Annotated in this window: 15 protein-coding genes; 11 read left to right on the forward strand and 4 right to left on the reverse strand. The window is 61.1% G+C overall.

Features of this window, described 5'->3' with window-relative positions; all coding sequences use genetic code 11:
• Positions 1 to 46 precede the first annotated feature (46 nt).
• The 3 genes from FKM97_RS01995 to FKM97_RS02005 are packed head-to-tail and all read right to left on the reverse strand — an operon-like array spanning position 47 to position 3,197.
• Entirely contained in the window at positions 47 to 1,018 is a 972-nt protein-coding gene (locus tag FKM97_RS01995; protein WP_205014655.1) for an aminopeptidase, read from the reverse strand.
• Entirely contained in the window at positions 1,015 to 1,746 is a 732-nt protein-coding gene (locus FKM97_RS02000; RefSeq protein ID WP_143957454.1) for a FadR/GntR family transcriptional regulator, read from the reverse strand. Before FKM97_RS02000 ends, FKM97_RS01995 begins: the two co-directional genes overlap by 4 nt.
• Positions 1,743 to 3,197, reverse strand: a complete 1,455-nt coding sequence (locus FKM97_RS02005; protein ID WP_205014656.1) for an FAD-binding oxidoreductase — start codon at positions 3,195 to 3,197, stop codon at positions 1,743 to 1,745. The genes FKM97_RS02000 and FKM97_RS02005 overlap by 4 nt, the downstream gene beginning before the upstream one ends.
• 448 nt (positions 3,198 to 3,645) lie before the next feature.
• On the opposite strand from FKM97_RS02005, the gene FKM97_RS02010 reads away from it, so the two are divergent.
• The 8 genes from FKM97_RS02010 (at position 3,646) to msrA (ending at position 10,725) form a co-directional block, all read left to right on the forward strand.
• Positions 3,646 to 4,878 carry an ABC transporter substrate-binding protein gene (locus FKM97_RS02010; protein ID WP_143957456.1) on the forward strand — a complete coding sequence of 411 codons (1,233 nt, stop codon included), beginning with the start codon at positions 3,646 to 3,648 and terminating at the stop codon, positions 4,876 to 4,878.
• 17 nt (positions 4,879 to 4,895) lie between these two features.
• On the forward strand, positions 4,896 to 5,771 hold the full coding sequence (locus FKM97_RS02015) for a branched-chain amino acid ABC transporter permease (protein ID WP_143957457.1): 876 nt from the start codon (positions 4,896 to 4,898) through the stop codon (positions 5,769 to 5,771).
• A 4-nt stretch (positions 5,772 to 5,775) separates the two neighbouring features.
• Entirely contained in the window at positions 5,776 to 6,669 is an 894-nt protein-coding gene (locus tag FKM97_RS02020) for a branched-chain amino acid ABC transporter permease (protein WP_143957458.1), read from the forward strand.
• Between the two features lies 1 nt (position 6,670).
• Positions 6,671 to 7,432: an ABC transporter ATP-binding protein gene (locus tag FKM97_RS02025; protein ID WP_143957459.1), complete on the forward strand. Its 762-nt coding sequence runs from the start codon at positions 6,671 to 6,673 to the stop codon at positions 7,430 to 7,432.
• Positions 7,429 to 8,160: an ABC transporter ATP-binding protein gene (locus FKM97_RS02030; protein WP_143957460.1), complete on the forward strand. Its 732-nt coding sequence runs from the start codon at positions 7,429 to 7,431 to the stop codon at positions 8,158 to 8,160. Before FKM97_RS02025 ends, FKM97_RS02030 begins: the two co-directional genes overlap by 4 nt.
• A gap of 13 nt (positions 8,161 to 8,173) precedes the next feature.
• Complete coding sequence (locus FKM97_RS02035) at positions 8,174 to 9,520, forward strand: amidase (RefSeq protein WP_143957461.1); 1,347 nt, start codon at positions 8,174 to 8,176, stop codon at positions 9,518 to 9,520.
• A 240-nt stretch (positions 9,521 to 9,760) separates the two neighbouring features.
• Complete coding sequence (msrB, locus tag FKM97_RS02040; RefSeq protein WP_143957462.1) at positions 9,761 to 10,210, forward strand: peptide-methionine (R)-S-oxide reductase MsrB; 450 nt, start codon at positions 9,761 to 9,763, stop codon at positions 10,208 to 10,210.
• A complete protein-coding gene (msrA, locus tag FKM97_RS02045) occupies positions 10,207 to 10,725 on the forward strand; it encodes a peptide-methionine (S)-S-oxide reductase MsrA (RefSeq protein ID WP_143957463.1) in 519 nt (172 codons plus the stop codon). The genes msrB and msrA overlap by 4 nt, the downstream gene beginning before the upstream one ends.
• Positions 10,726 to 10,747: 22 nt before the next feature.
• On the opposite strand, the gene FKM97_RS02050 is transcribed toward msrA, so the two are convergent.
• On the reverse strand, positions 10,748 to 11,308 hold the full coding sequence (locus tag FKM97_RS02050; RefSeq protein ID WP_143957464.1) for a MarR family winged helix-turn-helix transcriptional regulator: 561 nt from the start codon (positions 11,306 to 11,308) through the stop codon (positions 10,748 to 10,750).
• 181 nt (positions 11,309 to 11,489) lie between these two features.
• Between FKM97_RS02050 and FKM97_RS02055 the strand changes: the two genes are divergently transcribed.
• The 3 genes from FKM97_RS02055 to FKM97_RS02065 are packed head-to-tail and all read left to right on the forward strand — an operon-like array spanning position 11,490 to position 15,494.
• Positions 11,490 to 12,662 (forward strand): ABC transporter substrate-binding protein, encoded by a 1,173-nt coding sequence (locus tag FKM97_RS02055; protein WP_143957465.1) that lies wholly within the window; start codon positions 11,490 to 11,492, stop codon positions 12,660 to 12,662.
• 13 nt (positions 12,663 to 12,675) lie between these two features.
• Positions 12,676 to 14,223 (forward strand): class I adenylate-forming enzyme family protein, encoded by a 1,548-nt coding sequence (locus tag FKM97_RS02060; protein ID WP_143957466.1) that lies wholly within the window; start codon positions 12,676 to 12,678, stop codon positions 14,221 to 14,223.
• A gap of 14 nt (positions 14,224 to 14,237) precedes the next feature.
• The gene (locus tag FKM97_RS02065) at positions 14,238 to 15,494 is read left to right on the forward strand and encodes a thiolase family protein (protein ID WP_143957467.1); all 1,257 of its coding nucleotides are present in this window, start codon (positions 14,238 to 14,240) and stop codon (positions 15,492 to 15,494) included.
• The last annotated feature ends 1 nt before the right edge of the window (position 15,495 follow it).

The following is a 15,495-nucleotide window of genomic DNA, read 5'->3' on the forward strand; positions in this document are numbered from 1 at the left end:
TGAGCGGGGCCGCATCGCTACGGCCACTTTCGGTGAAAATTCCGAATTAGATCAGCAGCCTGTTGCCGGCGAAGACCAGCCGGCCATCCAGTTCCAAGGCAGCGTTGGTAAGCACGGTGTCGTAGTGGGCGGCAGCCTTGCAAGTCCCGCCGATATAGGCGCTGGTCCCGAGCGCTAGCTGGAACCCACCCCACACGCTCTCGTCGCTCAGCATGGTGCCGTCGAGCGTGCACATCGGATTCATGCCGATGCCGAGCTCTCCGAGATTGTAGACATTGGGGTCGTTGAACCCTTCGAGCAGCTCCCGGAACTGCCGGGCCTCGGCACCCCCACGGATCGACACGGCGAAACCATCGCGAAATTCGATTTCGACCGGCGCATCCTTGATCAGTGCTACGCCGGGAATGCTTGCATTGACTACGATCCGTCCATTGGCGGTGCCTTCGACGGGTGCAAGGCTGGCCTCCAGGCAATAGCCGGCCGAGATGTCCACGCTATTGGCAAAGCCGTTGAGAGACCGCCCTGTCCGGCCGGCAATGCTCATGGTGACGTCGGTGCCGAGATCGGAGGTCACCCGGGCGGTGGAGGCCTCGGTCAGCGCTTGCGCAAGCGTGTCGATCTGCTGTCTCACCGTCTCAAAATCGACGCTCCAGCCTTTCGCGAGGAAGAACCGCTCGTCGTCGGACTCCGGCAACACGATCACCTTCGCACCCTTGGCCTGGGCACCGCGGCGCGCATCCGTATGGGCGATATTACGAACCGTCGCCCCAATGACGAGTTGGCTGGCGGCCATGGCAGCGGCAACCGACTTGGGCAGCTCCGTCCCATGAAAGGTCGATGGCATCATCTGCATGGTCACCGGGCTCGCCCCGACTTCTGTGGCGGCGATCATGAGGGCTTCAACATTGCCCGCCGTCATCGCGTCGTAGAGGATCAGTAACTCAGTCTCGGGCTCGCAGCCGCCGAGAAGCTGTACGACCTTCCGTGCATTGGGCAACTTGAGAAGGGTTGGAATCATGTCTTGCGCCTCTTGGCGGATGGGCCAGCCGGCCGGGTGAGTCTCAGACGCGAGGCCGCGTTGGTGAGATGCGTCAGCATGGCCGCGCGCGCGCCGTCAACATCGCCCGCCTCTACACTGCGATAGACCGTCTCGTGCTCCGCCTCGACCATCCTTCCGAGCCCAGGGAACTGCGCCGTGTTCTGACGTGCAGTCATGATCGCACCACGCACGCTGCTCTCCAGAAAGCTCATGAATTCAATGAAATAATGATTGCCAGAAGCCTCGGCGATGCAACGGTGAAAGAAGGCATCCGCCGTCGTCCCGTCTTCACCCATCTCGATGGCCTGCGCCATTTGCTCCTTGGCCTCTCTGAGCCGCCCGATCTGCGCTTTGGTCCGGTGCGCCGCGGCAAGTCCCGCCGCATCCACCTCAAGCGGCCTGCGGAACTCGAACATCAGGGCCAGCTCGCGACGGTCGAGTCGCGCCGGCTCGATTCGAAACGCCGTGCTGATGCCGGTCTCGGTGACGAAGGCGCCAAGGCCCTGGCGGCTTTGCACCAGCCCGTCCTGCTTGAGCCGCGAAATCGCTTCACGGATAGCGGCCCGACCCACATCGAACATCTCCGCGAGTTGCTGCTCGGTTGGCAGCCGGCTTCCCGGGCTGCGGACGCCCTCGACGATCTCGCGCCTCAAGACTTCTGCGATCTGGTCGGCAAGAAGCCGTTTCACCCTCAGGCCCTCGATCATGCGAAGACCTTTCTATCGCGCGCCATGTTGACAGTGGCGGGGGACAGAACCTTGCCGGGATTCAGGATGTTATTCGGATCGATCAGTCCCTTGATATCGACCATCATCCGGAGCGCGTCGGGCGATGTATAACGCAGCAGCGCGTCGCGCTTCAGCAGGCCGATTCCGTGCTCGGCACTGAAACTTCCTCCGACTGAGGCGACTGCCTCATAGACGATGTCCTCGACGGGTCCGGCGAGGGTGAGGAAGGTCTCCTCCTGCTCCCTGCCGCAACAGACATTGAAGTGGATGTTGCCATCGCCGATATGGCCGAAGGCGACCACCTGCACGGCGGGGAACCGACGCTCGATCGCCCACGTCGCATCCCGGATGAAGGCCGGAATTCTGTCAATCGGCATCGACACGTCATGCTTGAAGCTGGGACCGGCCAGGCGTTGCGCCTCGACGCACGCTTCTCGGATCCGCCAGAAGCTCTGCGCCTCGCGCAGACTCGAGCTGATGATCCCGTCGCGGATGGCACCCGAGACGAGCAGGGCCTCTAGAAAGCCGTCGAGCACCGGCCGGAGCGGCCAGGCGATCTGACTGGAGGAGAGTTCGATGAGGGCATAGAAGGGATAGGCCTCGTCCAGCGGATCCTGCACCTCCGGCACATGATCGATGGCCATCTGAAGCCCGATGCGCGGCACCATTTCGAAGGCTGAGAGAAATTCATCCGCATGCTTCTGGGCACGCTGGTAGACCTCCATCAGGTCATCGAGGCTGCGCAGCGCGACGAAGGCTGTCTCAATCTGGCGACGCGCCGGAAAGAGCTTCAGGGTCGCCGCCGTCACGATTCCCAGCGTCCCTTCCGAACCGATGAAAAGCTGCTTCAGGTCGTAACCGGTATTGTTCTTGCGAAGGCCACGAAGGTCGTTGAAAATCGAGCCATCCGGCAAGACGGCTTCGAGGCCCAGCACGAGGTCTCGCATATTGCCGTAGCGCAATACGGAATGACCGCCGGCATTGGTGGCGATGTTGCCACCAATCTGGCAGGAACCTTCCGCCCCCAGGCTAAGGGGGAAATATCGATCAAGCCCGCTAACGTGTTCTTGCAGCGAATGAAGGATGCAGCCTGCCTCGACGGTGATTGTATTATTGACAACGTCCTGGGCCCGGACTCGGGTCATTCGCTCCAGGCAGAGGATGACGTCGCCCCCGGCCGACGACGGCGCCGTCCCGCCGCACAGACCGGTATTGCCACCATGAGGAATGATGGCATGGCCCCGGCTCTGGCACAGCCGGACCACGTCTGCGACCTGCTCGACCGTAGCAGGTTTGACTACCGCGGCGGCGCGCCCTGCGAAGAGACCACGAAAATCCGAAAGGTACGAAGAGCCCGCACTTGGCGAAGCGATCACATGATCGTCCCCGACGAGCGTCTCCAGCTCACGCACCAATCCGATCGTCGACACCAGCCACCCCTTATCAGCCGTTCCGCGCCCGTGCATGGCGGCCAACTTCATCGCCTCGAAAGCTAGCAGACATTTTTGTTGTCTGACAAGTATAATGAATTCTATGATTTTTTTGAGCTGTTGAAGGTGACTTTTTGGCTGAAAACGCCGTCGGCGCTCGTGCTTCGCCCGTCGAGGATGTGGCACACGGCACACGTCGAGCCCACTAAAGCAGATTGACAATTCATAATTATATAATTCTTATTGAGTCTGGGGGTGGCGGCAGGGGTGCCGCGGAATGGACGACACCAAGATTCAACAAGTGGTCGGGAAGGAATATTCCCAGCTTTCATGACGGCCGACATCGAGGCCGTGGAGTCTGCACTGGATCTCGACCGCGAAGTTTACCGCAAGTTCTAAGAGCGTTGAATAAATGCATTGATCAATCGCAGCGTTGCAGGAGAACAAGATGGTGAGGTCACTCGTTGCAAACAGACGTCAATTCGGTCAGCTCGCGGCAGGGCTTGCCGCAGCTCTGGCCGGCTCTGGGGCCGCTTTCGCTCAAGGAGCGCAGCCCTTCAGGCTCGGCGCCCTGAACTCCATTACTGGCGCGGGCGGAGCCTATGGGCCGGGCATGCTGGAGGCGATCAAGATCGCCATGACCCAGGTGAACGATGCCGGAGGAGCCGCGGGCCGCAAGTTCGAATTGTTCGCGGAGGATGATCAGACCAAGCCTGACGCCGCTGTGCTCGCGGTTAAGAAGCTCGTTGAGATCAACAGGGTCGAGGCCGTCGTCGGCATCTGGCCCTCATCGGTTCAACTCGCCACCCTTCCGATTACCAACGCCGCTGGCATCACGTCCTTCAACACGTGCGGTGCCCCCGAAATCGAGATGGTCGACAAGGAGGATCTTGTTTGGCAGTTCTATGCATCCAACAAGATGATCGGCCGTGTCTTCGCTGAAGTGGCAAAGGCGCGCGGCTTCAAGAACCCGGCAGTGCTGGCCTATAACAACTCGACAATGGTCGCTCAGGCGGAATATTTCCGCAAGACTTGGGAAGAAGGCGGCGGCAAGGTTGGCGAGTTCATCGTCTACGAGCCCAATCAGACCAGCTACCGCACCGAGCTCGACCGTGCCTTGGCGACAAAGCCAGACATCGTCGTCCTAAGCTCCTATACCCCCGACGTCACGATCCTCTTGAAGGAATGGTACCAGTCTGGTGCCGAGAACAAGTTCATCACCCCCGGCTGGGCGGTGACACAGAAAGTCGCCGACATTCTCGGTCCTGAGATCTCCTCTCAGATCACGACGATATCGAACGTGCCGGCCAGCAACAACGACGCCTACGCAAAGTTCGTTGACGCCTTCAAGAAGGTGACGGGCACCGAGCCCGAGATGTTCGCAGCCTGCGCTTACGACATGGTGATTGTCCTGGCGCTCGCCATTGAACTGGCGGGTCCGACAGCGACGCCGAAGGAGATCGCTTCCAAGATCCGCTCCGTGACCAACGCCCCCGGAACCAAGGTAAGCACCTTCATCGAAGGCCGGGACCTGCTCAAAAAGGGCGAGGAAATAGATTACGAAGGGGCTTCATCTTCCCTTGAATTCGGCGAGTTCGGCAATACGACGCCAGCCTTCGGCGTCTATGGCTTCGACGACAACAAGCTGGCCCTCAAGGAAGTAATGACCCTGCCATCATAGCTTGATCGGACGAGAAGATGGACTGGGTCACGATCGTCAATGCCGTCATAAACGGTGCGGTTGTTGGGCTGCTGCTGGCGCTTCCGGCGCTGGCAGTCACGCTCGTCTTCGGCATCGCCCGCTTTCCCAACGCCGCCACTGGCGATTACATGACCTTCGGCGCTTATGCAGCCGTAATGACTCAGATGTTCGTCTCGACCTCGCTGGTCGTGACCGCACTTCTTGCCTCGCTGGCGACTGGCCTGCTGGCTCTGTTCTTCTACGGCTGGGTCTTCCGGTCGCTGGCCAACCGCTCGCCCGTGGCAAGTCTGATCGCCTCGATCGGTATTGCCTTCGTTGTCCGCAGCTCCATAACGTTCTTTGCTGGCCAGTCGCCTTACAACATCCAGGCTCCCCTGGTGCGAGCCTGGAATTTCAGCGGCATCCGGGTCCTGCCTACGGATCTCTACATCGCCGCCACTGCTGCCGTGGCCTTGGCGGCGGTGTTCGGCCTGCTTCACTTCACCTCTCTCGGTCGGCGCATGCGTGCTGTTGCCGACAACCCGGAGCTTGCAAGTGCCAGCGGCATCAGCATCCGGCGCGTAATGCTCACTCTGTGGTCGATCGTCGGCCTGTTCAGCGGCCTCGGCGGCGTCCTTCTCGGGATCAAGGCCGTTGTCATGCCCGAATTGGGCTGGGAGCTGCTGCTGACGATCTTCGCTTCCGTCATCCTCGGCGGTCTCGGCAGCCCGATCGGGGCAGTGTGCGGAATGCTCCTGTTCGGCATCTCACAGGAGGTTGCCTCTCTCTATGTGGGCACGGCCTATAAGATCGTTCTCGCGTTCTTCGTCATTCTCTGCGTGCTTCTGGTCCGGCCGCAGGGAATGTTCGGCAAGATCATCGCGGTGAGGTGATCCCATGGAATTTTATCTCATCGCCATCTCGATCACTGTCCTCATCTACATGCTGATGGCCAGCGGACTTGCGCTGCAATACGGCTTCACGGGACTGATCAATTTTGGTTATGTCGGCTTCTTCGCCATCGGAGCCTATACCTCCGCGATCCTCTCGATGCAGGGGGTTCCCCTCCCCCTCACCTTCTTGGCGGCAACGCTTCTGGCGGCGGTCGTAGCCTATCCTCTAGGAATCATCACCCTTCGCCTCAGCGGTGACTATCTGGCGATCATCACCCTGGGCTTCTCGGAATCCTTGCGCATGGTCCTCCAGAAGGAGGAGTGGCTCACGCGAGGCGTGCATGGAATCCCTGGCATTCCACGGGTCTTCGACAATTGGGCCGGCCCGGTTTCCGGTGACTTGACCTTGCTCGGCCTGCTTCTGATCGTCAATATCGGCGTCTTCGTCCTCATGCGCCACCTGATCACCAGCCCGTTCGGACGCGTCATCGCCTCGATCCGCGACAATGAGGTCGCGGTCAGCGCGCTGGGCAAGAACCCCGCAAGCTTCAAAACCCGGTCCTTAATGCTTGGCTCCGCACTTGGCGGTCTAGCGGGCGCCTTCCAGGCACATTACGTGACTTTCATCAGCCCCGAGCAGTTCGTTCCTCTGATCACCTTCTATGTGTGGATCGCCATCATACTCGGTGGTGCGGGCCGTATCAGCGGAATAATCGTGGGCACGATCATCCTGCTCACCTTCCTCGAGGGCTCCCGATTCTTGCGCGATTTCGTGGGCGGTGTGTCCGAAGTCCAGCTCGCCAGTGTCCGCTTCTGGATCATCGGCATGGCCCTGATCTGCACCATCATCTACCGGCCGCAAGGCTTGTTCCCCGACAAGACAAAGAAGCGAGGCTGACATGTCGCTTCTTTCAGTTAGGAATCTCACGGCGCGCTTCGGGGCTTTCGTTGCCTTCGAGGATGTCTCGATCGAACTGGAGCCCGGGTCCCTCACCGGTCTCATCGGCACCAATGGAGCCGGAAAGAGCACACTATTCTCCGCGATAACGGGCTATATCACCCCGAATGCCGGCAGCGTCCGCTTCGCCGACGAAGATATGCTGAGCCTCTCCATCGAAAAGCGGGTCCAACGCGGATTGGGCCGCACCTTCCAGGTGCCTCGGGAGTTCACTCGCCTCAGCGTCTTCGACAACCTCATGGCGGCTGCGCCGCACCAAATTGGGGAAAAGCTTTTCGGGCTGATCTTCGCCGCCGGAAAAGTGGCCCGCCAGGAGCGAGACCTGGGCGACCGCACCAGCGAGATGCTCCGCTTCCTCAACCTGGCCAAGGTCGCCGATACGCCGGCGGGCAGCCTGTCGGGCGGTCAGAAGAAACTTTTGGAGCTTGGACGCCTGCTGATGCTGGAACCGCGCTGCATCCTCCTGGACGAGCCCTTTGCTGGTGTGAACGCGGTCCTGATCGAAGAGCTGTCCCAGCGCATCGTGGAGCTGAACCAGCGGGGCATCACGCTGCTGATCATCGAGCATGATCTGGCGGGCCTTTCCCGCTTGGTTCCACGGCTCTATGCCATGGACCGAGGCCGCATCATCGCCGAGGGCAGCCCAGCCAAGGTTCTGGCCAACGACAAGGTCCGCGAAGCCTATATGGGAGGCGTGATATGAGCCTCCTCGACATCCGCAACGTTGCCGGCGGCTACGGCGACGTGGACATCATCACCGGCATCGACATGAGCATCGAGGCCCGCGAAATCGTCACCATCGCTGGCACAAATGGCGCGGGCAAGTCGACCTTGGTCAAGGCGATCATGGGCATGCTCAAGCGTCTGTCCGGCTCTATTGTCTTCGACGGCAATGATCTCACCAAGATCGCTACGGAGAAGCGGGTCGGGGCCGGCATCTCCTATGTTCCCCAGGTCCGCAACATATTCGGCGCGCTGACCGTCCAGGAAAACTTGCAGGTCGTTGAGCAGGTGCAGAACCGGCAGGACCGCATTGCGCTCATGTATGAAATGTTTCCGGCTCTTGCCGAGCGGCGCCGAACGCAGGCCGGCAATCTCTCGGGCGGCGAGCGCCAGCAACTCGCCTTTGCGCGGGCGTTGATGTCGATGCCGCGACTGATCCTGCTGGACGAGCCCTCCGCGGCCCTGTCGCCCTCGCTCACCGAACTGGTGTTTTCAGAGGTTCGCAAGCTGCCTGCCACTGGCGCTGCGGTGCTGATGGTCGAACAGCGGGCCCGCCAGGCTCTCGCCTTTAGCGATCGCGGCTACATCCTCGATTCAGGGCGCATTGTCCTGACCGACACCGGCGAGGCGCTGCTGCGGAATGAGAAGATGGCCGAACTCTATTTGGGTAACCGCGCAGCCGCTGCCCAAGCCAATCAAACGAAATAAGGAGTGTCCAACCATGAGCCTCGACGAACAGACCAAGACGAAAGTGGCCCCGAAGCGCCCGGCCCCCTCAAAGGTGGCTGCCATGACCGCTGCCCAAGGCCTACGCGCCGTAGAGGCCGGTGAGCTGACTTTTGAGGCATGGGCGCGCGCCTGCCTCGACCGCATCGAGCAACGCAATGGTGACGTCAAGGCCTGGGTCCACTTCAACCCGAAGGCCCTCGACCATGCCCGAGCCATGGATCGCGGCCCCCGCCCCTCGCCCTTGGCCGGCGTGCCCTTGGGCATCAAGGACATCATGGATACCGCGGATATGCCGACCGAGCTGGGTGACCCCGAGATCTTCCCGGGCCGTCAGCCGACCAAGGATGCCGCCACCGTCACCATGATGCGCGAACTTGGCTTCACTATTCTCGGCAAGAACACTGTCTCGCGCCACTCGATCATGCTGCCCGGACCTGCCCGCAATCCTCATGACCTGTCCCGCACCCCCGGCGCATCCTCGGCCGGATCCGCGGCTGCCGTAGCCGATTTCATGACACCTCTTTCCCTGGGAACTCAGACCGGGGGGTCGATCGTGCGCCCCTCGACCTTTTGCGGCGTCGTCGGTTTCAAGCCCACCATCGATACTTTCCCCTATGCCGGTCTGCGCCGCTATTCGCGGCCGCTCGACACGGTCGGCGTTCTTAGCCGCTCTGTTGAAGACACGACCATGGTGATGCGCGAGGTCCTTGGCGACCCGCGGTTCGATGCCAAAATCCCCGTGCGTCGCGACTTCAAGGTCGGAGTCTGGCGGCCGCTCGCCTGGAACGAAGCCGAGCAGAGCGTTCGGGACGTGTTCGACGAGTCCGTCAAAACCCTGTCCTCTGCCGGGGTCAACGTCACTGTGCTTGAGATGCCGAAGATCTTCGAAACCATGGTCGAGGACCACGACGTCATCATGGCCTATGATCTCGCCCGCTCCTTCAAGGAGATCCGGCGCGATCATCCGGAAAAGTGCGATCCTGAACTCCTCGAGTACCTGGATCTCGGCGACACCTATGGCGACGCCGATTATGCACGCGCGCTGAGCGGCGCCGACCAAGCGCGCCGCGCTTTCTACGATGTCGCCCGCGACGTCGACGTGCTCGTCAGCCCCGCGACCCTCAATGAGGCGCCTGATGCCAGCTATACCGGCAGCAATGCCTTCATCCGGCTTTGGACGATCCTGCACAATCCGGCGCTGACCCTGCCGGTGGCGCGTGGGCCGCACGGCCTGCCCATCGGCGTCCAGGCGATCGGCTTCGTGAACGAGGATGCTTCGTTCCTCTACTGGGCTCGTTGCCTGGAAGCGATCTTGGGGAACAAATCCTCAGAGGTCTGAAACAAAAGGGGGAGAGGGCCTTTGCTCCTCTCCCCGCAACAAGGTCCTTTCACCGAAAGTGAGGTGAAAGATGTTACAGCCTGATCGCTCTTCGCGAGCGGCGTGTAAATCCTATTCCCGTTGAGCGCGGCCTTAGAGCATCATCATTGCAATCTCGGTATCTGGCGACGGATGCTTGCATGATCCAGGGAAACCCCCCACATCCTGGAACCGAGACAACAAGAATGAATGGAGTGGCTCATGCCGGAATACCGGAAGACCCCTGAAGCCATTGCCGCGCTGACGCCCGAGCAATATCGCGTCACTCAGCAAAGCGGCACGGAGCGCCCCGGGACAGGGCCGCTTCTCGACAATAAGGAACCCGGTATCTATGTGGATATCGTCTCTGGCGAGCCGCTCTTCGCATCTTCTGACAAGTTCGAGTCTGGATGCGGGTGGCCGAGTTTCACCAAGCCGATCGAGCATGAGCATGTGAAGGAACTGAGCGACAGTTCCCACGGCATGGTACGCATCGAAGTCCGCTCGAAATTCGGCGACAGCCATCTCGGCCATGTTTTCAATGATGGCCCCCGGGATCGAGGCGGCTTACGCTATTGCATCAACTCGGCTTCACTCCGGTTCATCCCTCGCGACCGGATGGAAGCGGAGGGGTATGGAGCCTATCTCAACCAGGTGGAGGATGTTCGATGACACAGGAACGCGCGGTTCTCGCCGGTGGCTGCTTCTGGGGCATGCAGGATCTGATCCGGCGCTATGACGGGGTGATCACCACCCGCGTCGGCTACACCGGCGGCGATGTTCCCAATGCCACCTATCGCAATCACGGCACTCATGCCGAAGCCATCGAGATTGTCTTCGACCCGGCGCGGATCAGCTATCGCCAGCTCCTGGAGTTCTTCTTTCAGATCCATGATCCTACGACCCTCAACCGGCAGGGCAACGACCGCGGACTGAGCTATCGTTCGGCGATCTACTACACCAGCCCCGAACAGAAGCGCGTCGCCGAGGACACCATTGCGGATGTCGATGCGTCCGGCATTTGGCCCGGGAAGGTCGTCACCGAGATTGAGGCCGCCGGTCCGTTCTGGGAAGCCGAACCGGAGCACCAGGACTATCTGGAGAACTATCCGAACGGCTACACCTGCCATTTTATCCGGCCGAATTGGCGTCTTCCCGCCCGGGCGGCGACTTCAAAGGTGGCTTAACAAGGGACGGCCCGGTGACGGCCTAGATGTCCGTCTTGGTCTCACACAGGGCCGCCTCTCGCGCCTCTTCTCCTCGCCGCATCCACTGCAGGTCGGAGGGCTCCACCAGGGCCGTCAAGACGGCCCAAAACCCCTGAACAGCTGCGGGGCCTGCCTCGGAATATGCCCGCGCCAAGCGTTCGAACTGTCTTTGCGAAAGCTGTTCGAACAGCTCGAGCCCTTTGGACGTCGAGAAGAGCCGTCGCTGGCGACGGTCGACATTGGACATCTGCTGCTCGATGTAGCCTTCGCGCAGGAGATCTCCCATGGCGCGCTGCACATTCTGGTGTGTCACGCGCAACAGCGACGTCATTTCCCCTACCGTAATGCCGGGGGTTCTCACCGTGAAGTAAAGGATCCGATGGTGAGTCCGCCCCATGTCCAATGATGCGAGCTGACGATTGGCGTCCTCGGCGAGATTGAGGTGAGCGAAGAAATGCAGCTCGAGGCCGAGTTGCAGATCCGCGCGCGATGGCGACGCGCTCTCGGAGCGGGTCTCCTCCACATCCTCTTGGCTTTTCTTCTGTTCAGAAATGATCGTCATAAAACCTTCGTCAGCTGCTCCCCCTGCTCATACCTGTGACGATGACGCCGAGAAAGTCATATTCTCTCGATGCAGATATTGATCAAAACAAGATAGTACAAATCGATTGACATATTTTTCGACCCTTTGTTATTGTTTGCCACCCCTCGCCAGAAGGGGCTCAACATTGGGAGGAAGCTTCATGCGTTTCAGCATGTGCACGGCCTTGGGCGCGGCGATCGGTATTGCGGCGCTCTGCAGTCCAGCAGCGGCAAAAGATGAATTCAAGATCGGTGGCGTCGTGGCGCTCAGTGGCCCCTATGGGGTGATAGGCGAGGCCATGCGCAAAGGCGCCGAGTTGGCCGTGGAAATGCGGGGCGGAAAAGTTCTGGGTGCCCCTATTGTCTTTGAGTGGGAAGACAGCGAGACCAAGCCTCAGGTGACGGTTCAGAAGGCCACGCGACTTGCATCCGACGGCGTCGACCTCTTGTTCGGCGAGGTGAGTTCCGGCGCCACCATCGCATTGATGAAGCTCGCCGAACGCCGCAAGATCCCGCTGCTGGTCACCATTTCCGCCAGCGACGAGATCACCGGAAAGGACAAGAACCCCTATACGTTCAGGACGTCCAATCCGGTCGACATGGAGAACCGGATGATGGCCGAGTTCGCCGCGAAGGATGGCGTCAAGCGCGTCTATGGAGTGGTGGCTGATTACGCTGTCGGTCGCGAAATGTGGGACAGCCTGAAGAAGAAGCTTGAAGCCAAGGGCGTGACGATTGCGGGCGAGGATTACCCAGCGCTTGGCAACAAGGACTATTCGCTGATCGCCGACAAAGTTGCGAAATCCGATGCTGACGGCGTGGCGATGATCATGACGGGCAGCGACGCGATCACCTTTCTTAAGCAGTCCGGCCAGATCGGCCTGAAGGATAAGAAAACAGTTTTCGGCACCATGGTGATGGACGAGCTCATGGGCAAGGCCGTGGGCGAGCAGAGCTATGGCGTCAATTCTACCCTCCGCTATCATTTCTCGGAGAAGAGCCCCGCCAACGAAAAATTCGTGGCAGCCTTCAAGGCGAAGTATGGCGAGCTTCCCACACAGTTCGCGGGCGAAGCCTTCGATGGGGTGTCCTGGTTCCTGAAAGTCGTCGACGAGACCGGCGGCTGGGACAAGGAAGCTTGGCTCGAAGCATTCCGCAACAGCACCTACACGGACTCCGTCGAGGGCACCAAGAAGATGCGGGCGTGTGACAATCAGGCGGAGCAGATCGGCCTGTTCGGCAAGGCGATCAAAGGAAGCGATCCCCTCCCTCCGGTGACCATGGAGGTGACCTACACCTTCGAGCCCGGCGTGTTGTTCGACGCCTGCAAATAAGGCGACTCAGCACATGCGGTTGATCGACTATTTTCAGAAGGGGCTTGCCCGCGGAGCCGACCGGCCGGCCTTCGTCGACGACCGCGTGACGCTCACCTATGGCGAGGTCGATCACAGGGCACGGCGAATGGCCTCGTCGCTCCAGGCAAGCGGCCTATCCACCTGCCCACCCATCGCAGTCTTCAGTCCCAATGATCCCCAGGCTTTCGCCTGCATCATCGGGATCCTGTACGCTGGCGGCATCTGGGTTCCGTGCAATGCGCGAAACACGGTAGCGGTGAATGCCCACTTCCTCTCCATGACCAGTGTGGAGGTGCTTTTTTATCATGGCAGCCTGGCGCGGGAAGCCGTTGAGCTGAAAGCGGCCGTTCCGACAATCCGTCTGCTGATCTGTATAGATGGCGACGGCGCAGGCTCGGCCCTGTCCCTGGACGATTTCCTCCAGCGAGGCGACGGCAGCTTGCCGGAGGTGCCGGATGATCCGGAGCGGCTCGCCACCATCTTTCCCACCGGCGGAACGACGGGCCTCTCGAAAGGCGCGCCCTGGACTCATCGGACCTGGGAAGCGTTGATTGGCGCATACTGGCATTGCATGCCCTCGACGACGCCTCCCGTCCATCTGGTGGCGGGTCCCATGACCCATGCCGCCGGTGGATTGGCACTGATGATGATGCCCGGCGGCGCCTGCAACGTCGTTCTTCCCCGCGCCGATCCCTTGCTGATCATGCAGGCGATCGACCGGCACCGGATCACCCATCTCTACCTGCCGCCGACCGTCCTCTACATGATGCTCGCCCATCCGGAAGTGCGCCGCTACGACTACTCCTCGCTGAAATACTTCGTGCTGGCGGCCGCTCCCATAGCACCGGAGAAGCTGCGCGAAGCGATGGACGTGTTCGGGCCCGTCATGTGCCAATCCTTCGGCCAGGCCGAGGCGCCTATGTTCCTCACCTTTCTGACCACCGCCGATCTCCTGGCCGCTGATGGCGACGGACGCCTGTACGCGAGCTGCGGCAGGCCCACGCTCAATGTACGGGTCGAGATCATGGATGATGCCGGGACCATCCTGCCGCCGGGAGAGCGCGGCGAGATTGTCGCCAAAGGCAGCCTCGTCTTTCCCGGCTATTACCGCAACCCCGAAGCCACTGCCGCGGCGTCCACCCATGGCTGGCATCATACGGGGGACATAGGCTACCGCGACGAGCAGGGTTTCATCTACATCGTCGACCGCAAGAAGGACATGATCGTCACTGGCGGCTTCAACGTCTTCTCGGCAGAGGTCGAGCAGGTCTTGCTTTCGCATCCCGCGGTGCGCGATTGCGCCGTGGTCGGCGTTCCCGATGCGAAATGGGGTGAAGCAATCAAGGCGGTCATCGAGCTCAAGGCGAATGCAGACGTCGACCCCCAGGACCTCATCGATCTCGTCAAGCGGGAGCTGGGCGGAGTGCATGCGCCCAAATCGGTCGACTTCTGGGATGAGCTGCCCCGCAGCGGCAATGGCAAGGTCTTGAAGCGTGATGTGCGCGACACATTCTGGAGCGGCCGCGAGCGCGCCGTTTAACAGAGGAATGAACCATGGCGAATGATGTCTACGTTCTCGGCGTGCATACGACCGAGTTCAAGAAGCAGCCCGAGAAAAGCTTCAAGGATCTGGCCCGCGACGCCTATCTGGGCGCCTTGGCGGATGCGGATCTGGAGGATGGACGCGACATTGAGGGAGCCTGGTTCGGGAATTGCCTGATGCATTACTGGGGACAGGCCCTGACGCGCGGCAACGTCTCCTTCATTCCTCTTGTCCGCGATGGACTGTTTCCCGACCGCGCTCCGATCGTCAACGTCGAAGGGGGCTGTGCCACAGGGAGCCTCGCTCTCGCCGGCGCCGCCAAGGAGATCCGCGCGGGCGATGCGGAACTGACGCTCGCGCTGGGTGCGGAGAAACTTTACGACGCGGAAGATCCGCGGCGGATCTTCGCCCATTTCTCCGGCGGCATGGACATGTTGGATCAGCACGAATGGGAGGAGGAATACCGCCGGGTCGGCGAGCAGATCGGCATCCCCTTCGCGCCCGGACCGGACCGAACCATCGCCATGGACACCTATGCCATGCAGGCGAACTATCACATGAAGACATACGGCACGACGGCCGAGCAAATCGCAGTCGGCGCCGCCAAGAATCACTGCAACGGCGCACGCAATCCGAAGGCCCAGTATCGCTTCGAGATGACGCCGGAACAGGTCCTCGCCGACCGTCCCGTGAGCGCGCCGCTGACACGGTCCATGTGCGCGCCCATGGGAGATGGCGCCGCAGCCGCATTGCTCTGCTCGGAAGCCTACCTCAAGACGGTGTCACCGCGGGTACGCGACCGAGCCATCAAGCTCTCCGCTCTTGCCTTGTCTGGCGGCAAATATCGTCGTCTGGACGAGCCGAGCCTGACCCGTGCCGCCGCCGATCGGGCCTATGCCCAAGCCGGCATCGGACCCCGCGACATCGACTTGGCCGAGGTCCACGATGCGACCTCCTTCTGCGAGGTCTACCAGTCGGAGATGATGCGCTTCTGTGAGATCGGCGAGGGCGGCGCCTATGTCGGCAGCGGCGCGACCAAGATCGGCGGTGCGCTCCCCATCAACACCTCCGGTGGGCTCGTCTCCAAGGGCCATCCCATCGGCGCGACGGGACTGTCCATGTGCTACGAACTCGTGACGCAGTTGCGCGGCGAGGCCGGCGAGCGCCAGGTTGAGGGCGCCACGCTGGCCCTTCAGGAGAATGGCGGCGGCATCATCGGCATGGAAGAGGCGGTTGCCGCCGTGGCGATCTACGAACGCACCCGTTAGG

The sequence above is a fragment of the Rhodoligotrophos appendicifer genome (assembly GCF_007474605.1).
Classification (GTDB): Bacteria; Pseudomonadota; Alphaproteobacteria; order Rhizobiales; family Im1; genus Rhodoligotrophos; species Rhodoligotrophos appendicifer.

Bases quoted from the DNA above. Each gene is read 5' to 3' on its own strand.
- FKM97_RS02030 (WP_143957460.1), top strand. From the start codon at position 7,429: ATGAGCCTCCTCGACATCCGCAACGTTGCCGGCGGCTACGGCGACGTG.
- FKM97_RS02025 (WP_143957459.1), top strand. From the start codon at position 6,671: ATGTCGCTTCTTTCAGTTAGGAATCTCACGGCGCGCTTCGGGGCTTTC.
- FKM97_RS02050 (WP_143957464.1), bottom strand. From the start codon at position 11,308: ATGACGATCATTTCTGAACAGAAGAAAAGCCAAGAGGATGTGGAGGAG.
- FKM97_RS02015 (WP_143957457.1), top strand. From the start codon at position 4,896: ATGGACTGGGTCACGATCGTCAATGCCGTCATAAACGGTGCGGTTGTT.
- FKM97_RS02000 (WP_143957454.1), bottom strand. From the start codon at position 1,746: ATGATCGAGGGCCTGAGGGTGAAACGGCTTCTTGCCGACCAGATCGCA.
- msrB (WP_143957462.1), top strand. From the start codon at position 9,761: ATGCCGGAATACCGGAAGACCCCTGAAGCCATTGCCGCGCTGACGCCC.
- FKM97_RS02020 (WP_143957458.1), top strand. From the start codon at position 5,776: ATGGAATTTTATCTCATCGCCATCTCGATCACTGTCCTCATCTACATG.
- FKM97_RS02035 (WP_143957461.1), top strand. From the start codon at position 8,174: ATGAGCCTCGACGAACAGACCAAGACGAAAGTGGCCCCGAAGCGCCCG.
- msrA (WP_143957463.1), top strand. From the start codon at position 10,207: ATGACACAGGAACGCGCGGTTCTCGCCGGTGGCTGCTTCTGGGGCATG.
- FKM97_RS02010 (WP_143957456.1), top strand. From the start codon at position 3,646: ATGGTGAGGTCACTCGTTGCAAACAGACGTCAATTCGGTCAGCTCGCG.
- FKM97_RS01995 (WP_205014655.1), bottom strand. From the start codon at position 1,018: ATGATTCCAACCCTTCTCAAGTTGCCCAATGCACGGAAGGTCGTACAG.
- FKM97_RS02060 (WP_143957466.1), top strand. From the start codon at position 12,676: ATGCGGTTGATCGACTATTTTCAGAAGGGGCTTGCCCGCGGAGCCGAC.
- FKM97_RS02065 (WP_143957467.1), top strand. From the start codon at position 14,238: ATGGCGAATGATGTCTACGTTCTCGGCGTGCATACGACCGAGTTCAAG.
- FKM97_RS02055 (WP_143957465.1), top strand. From the start codon at position 11,490: ATGCGTTTCAGCATGTGCACGGCCTTGGGCGCGGCGATCGGTATTGCG.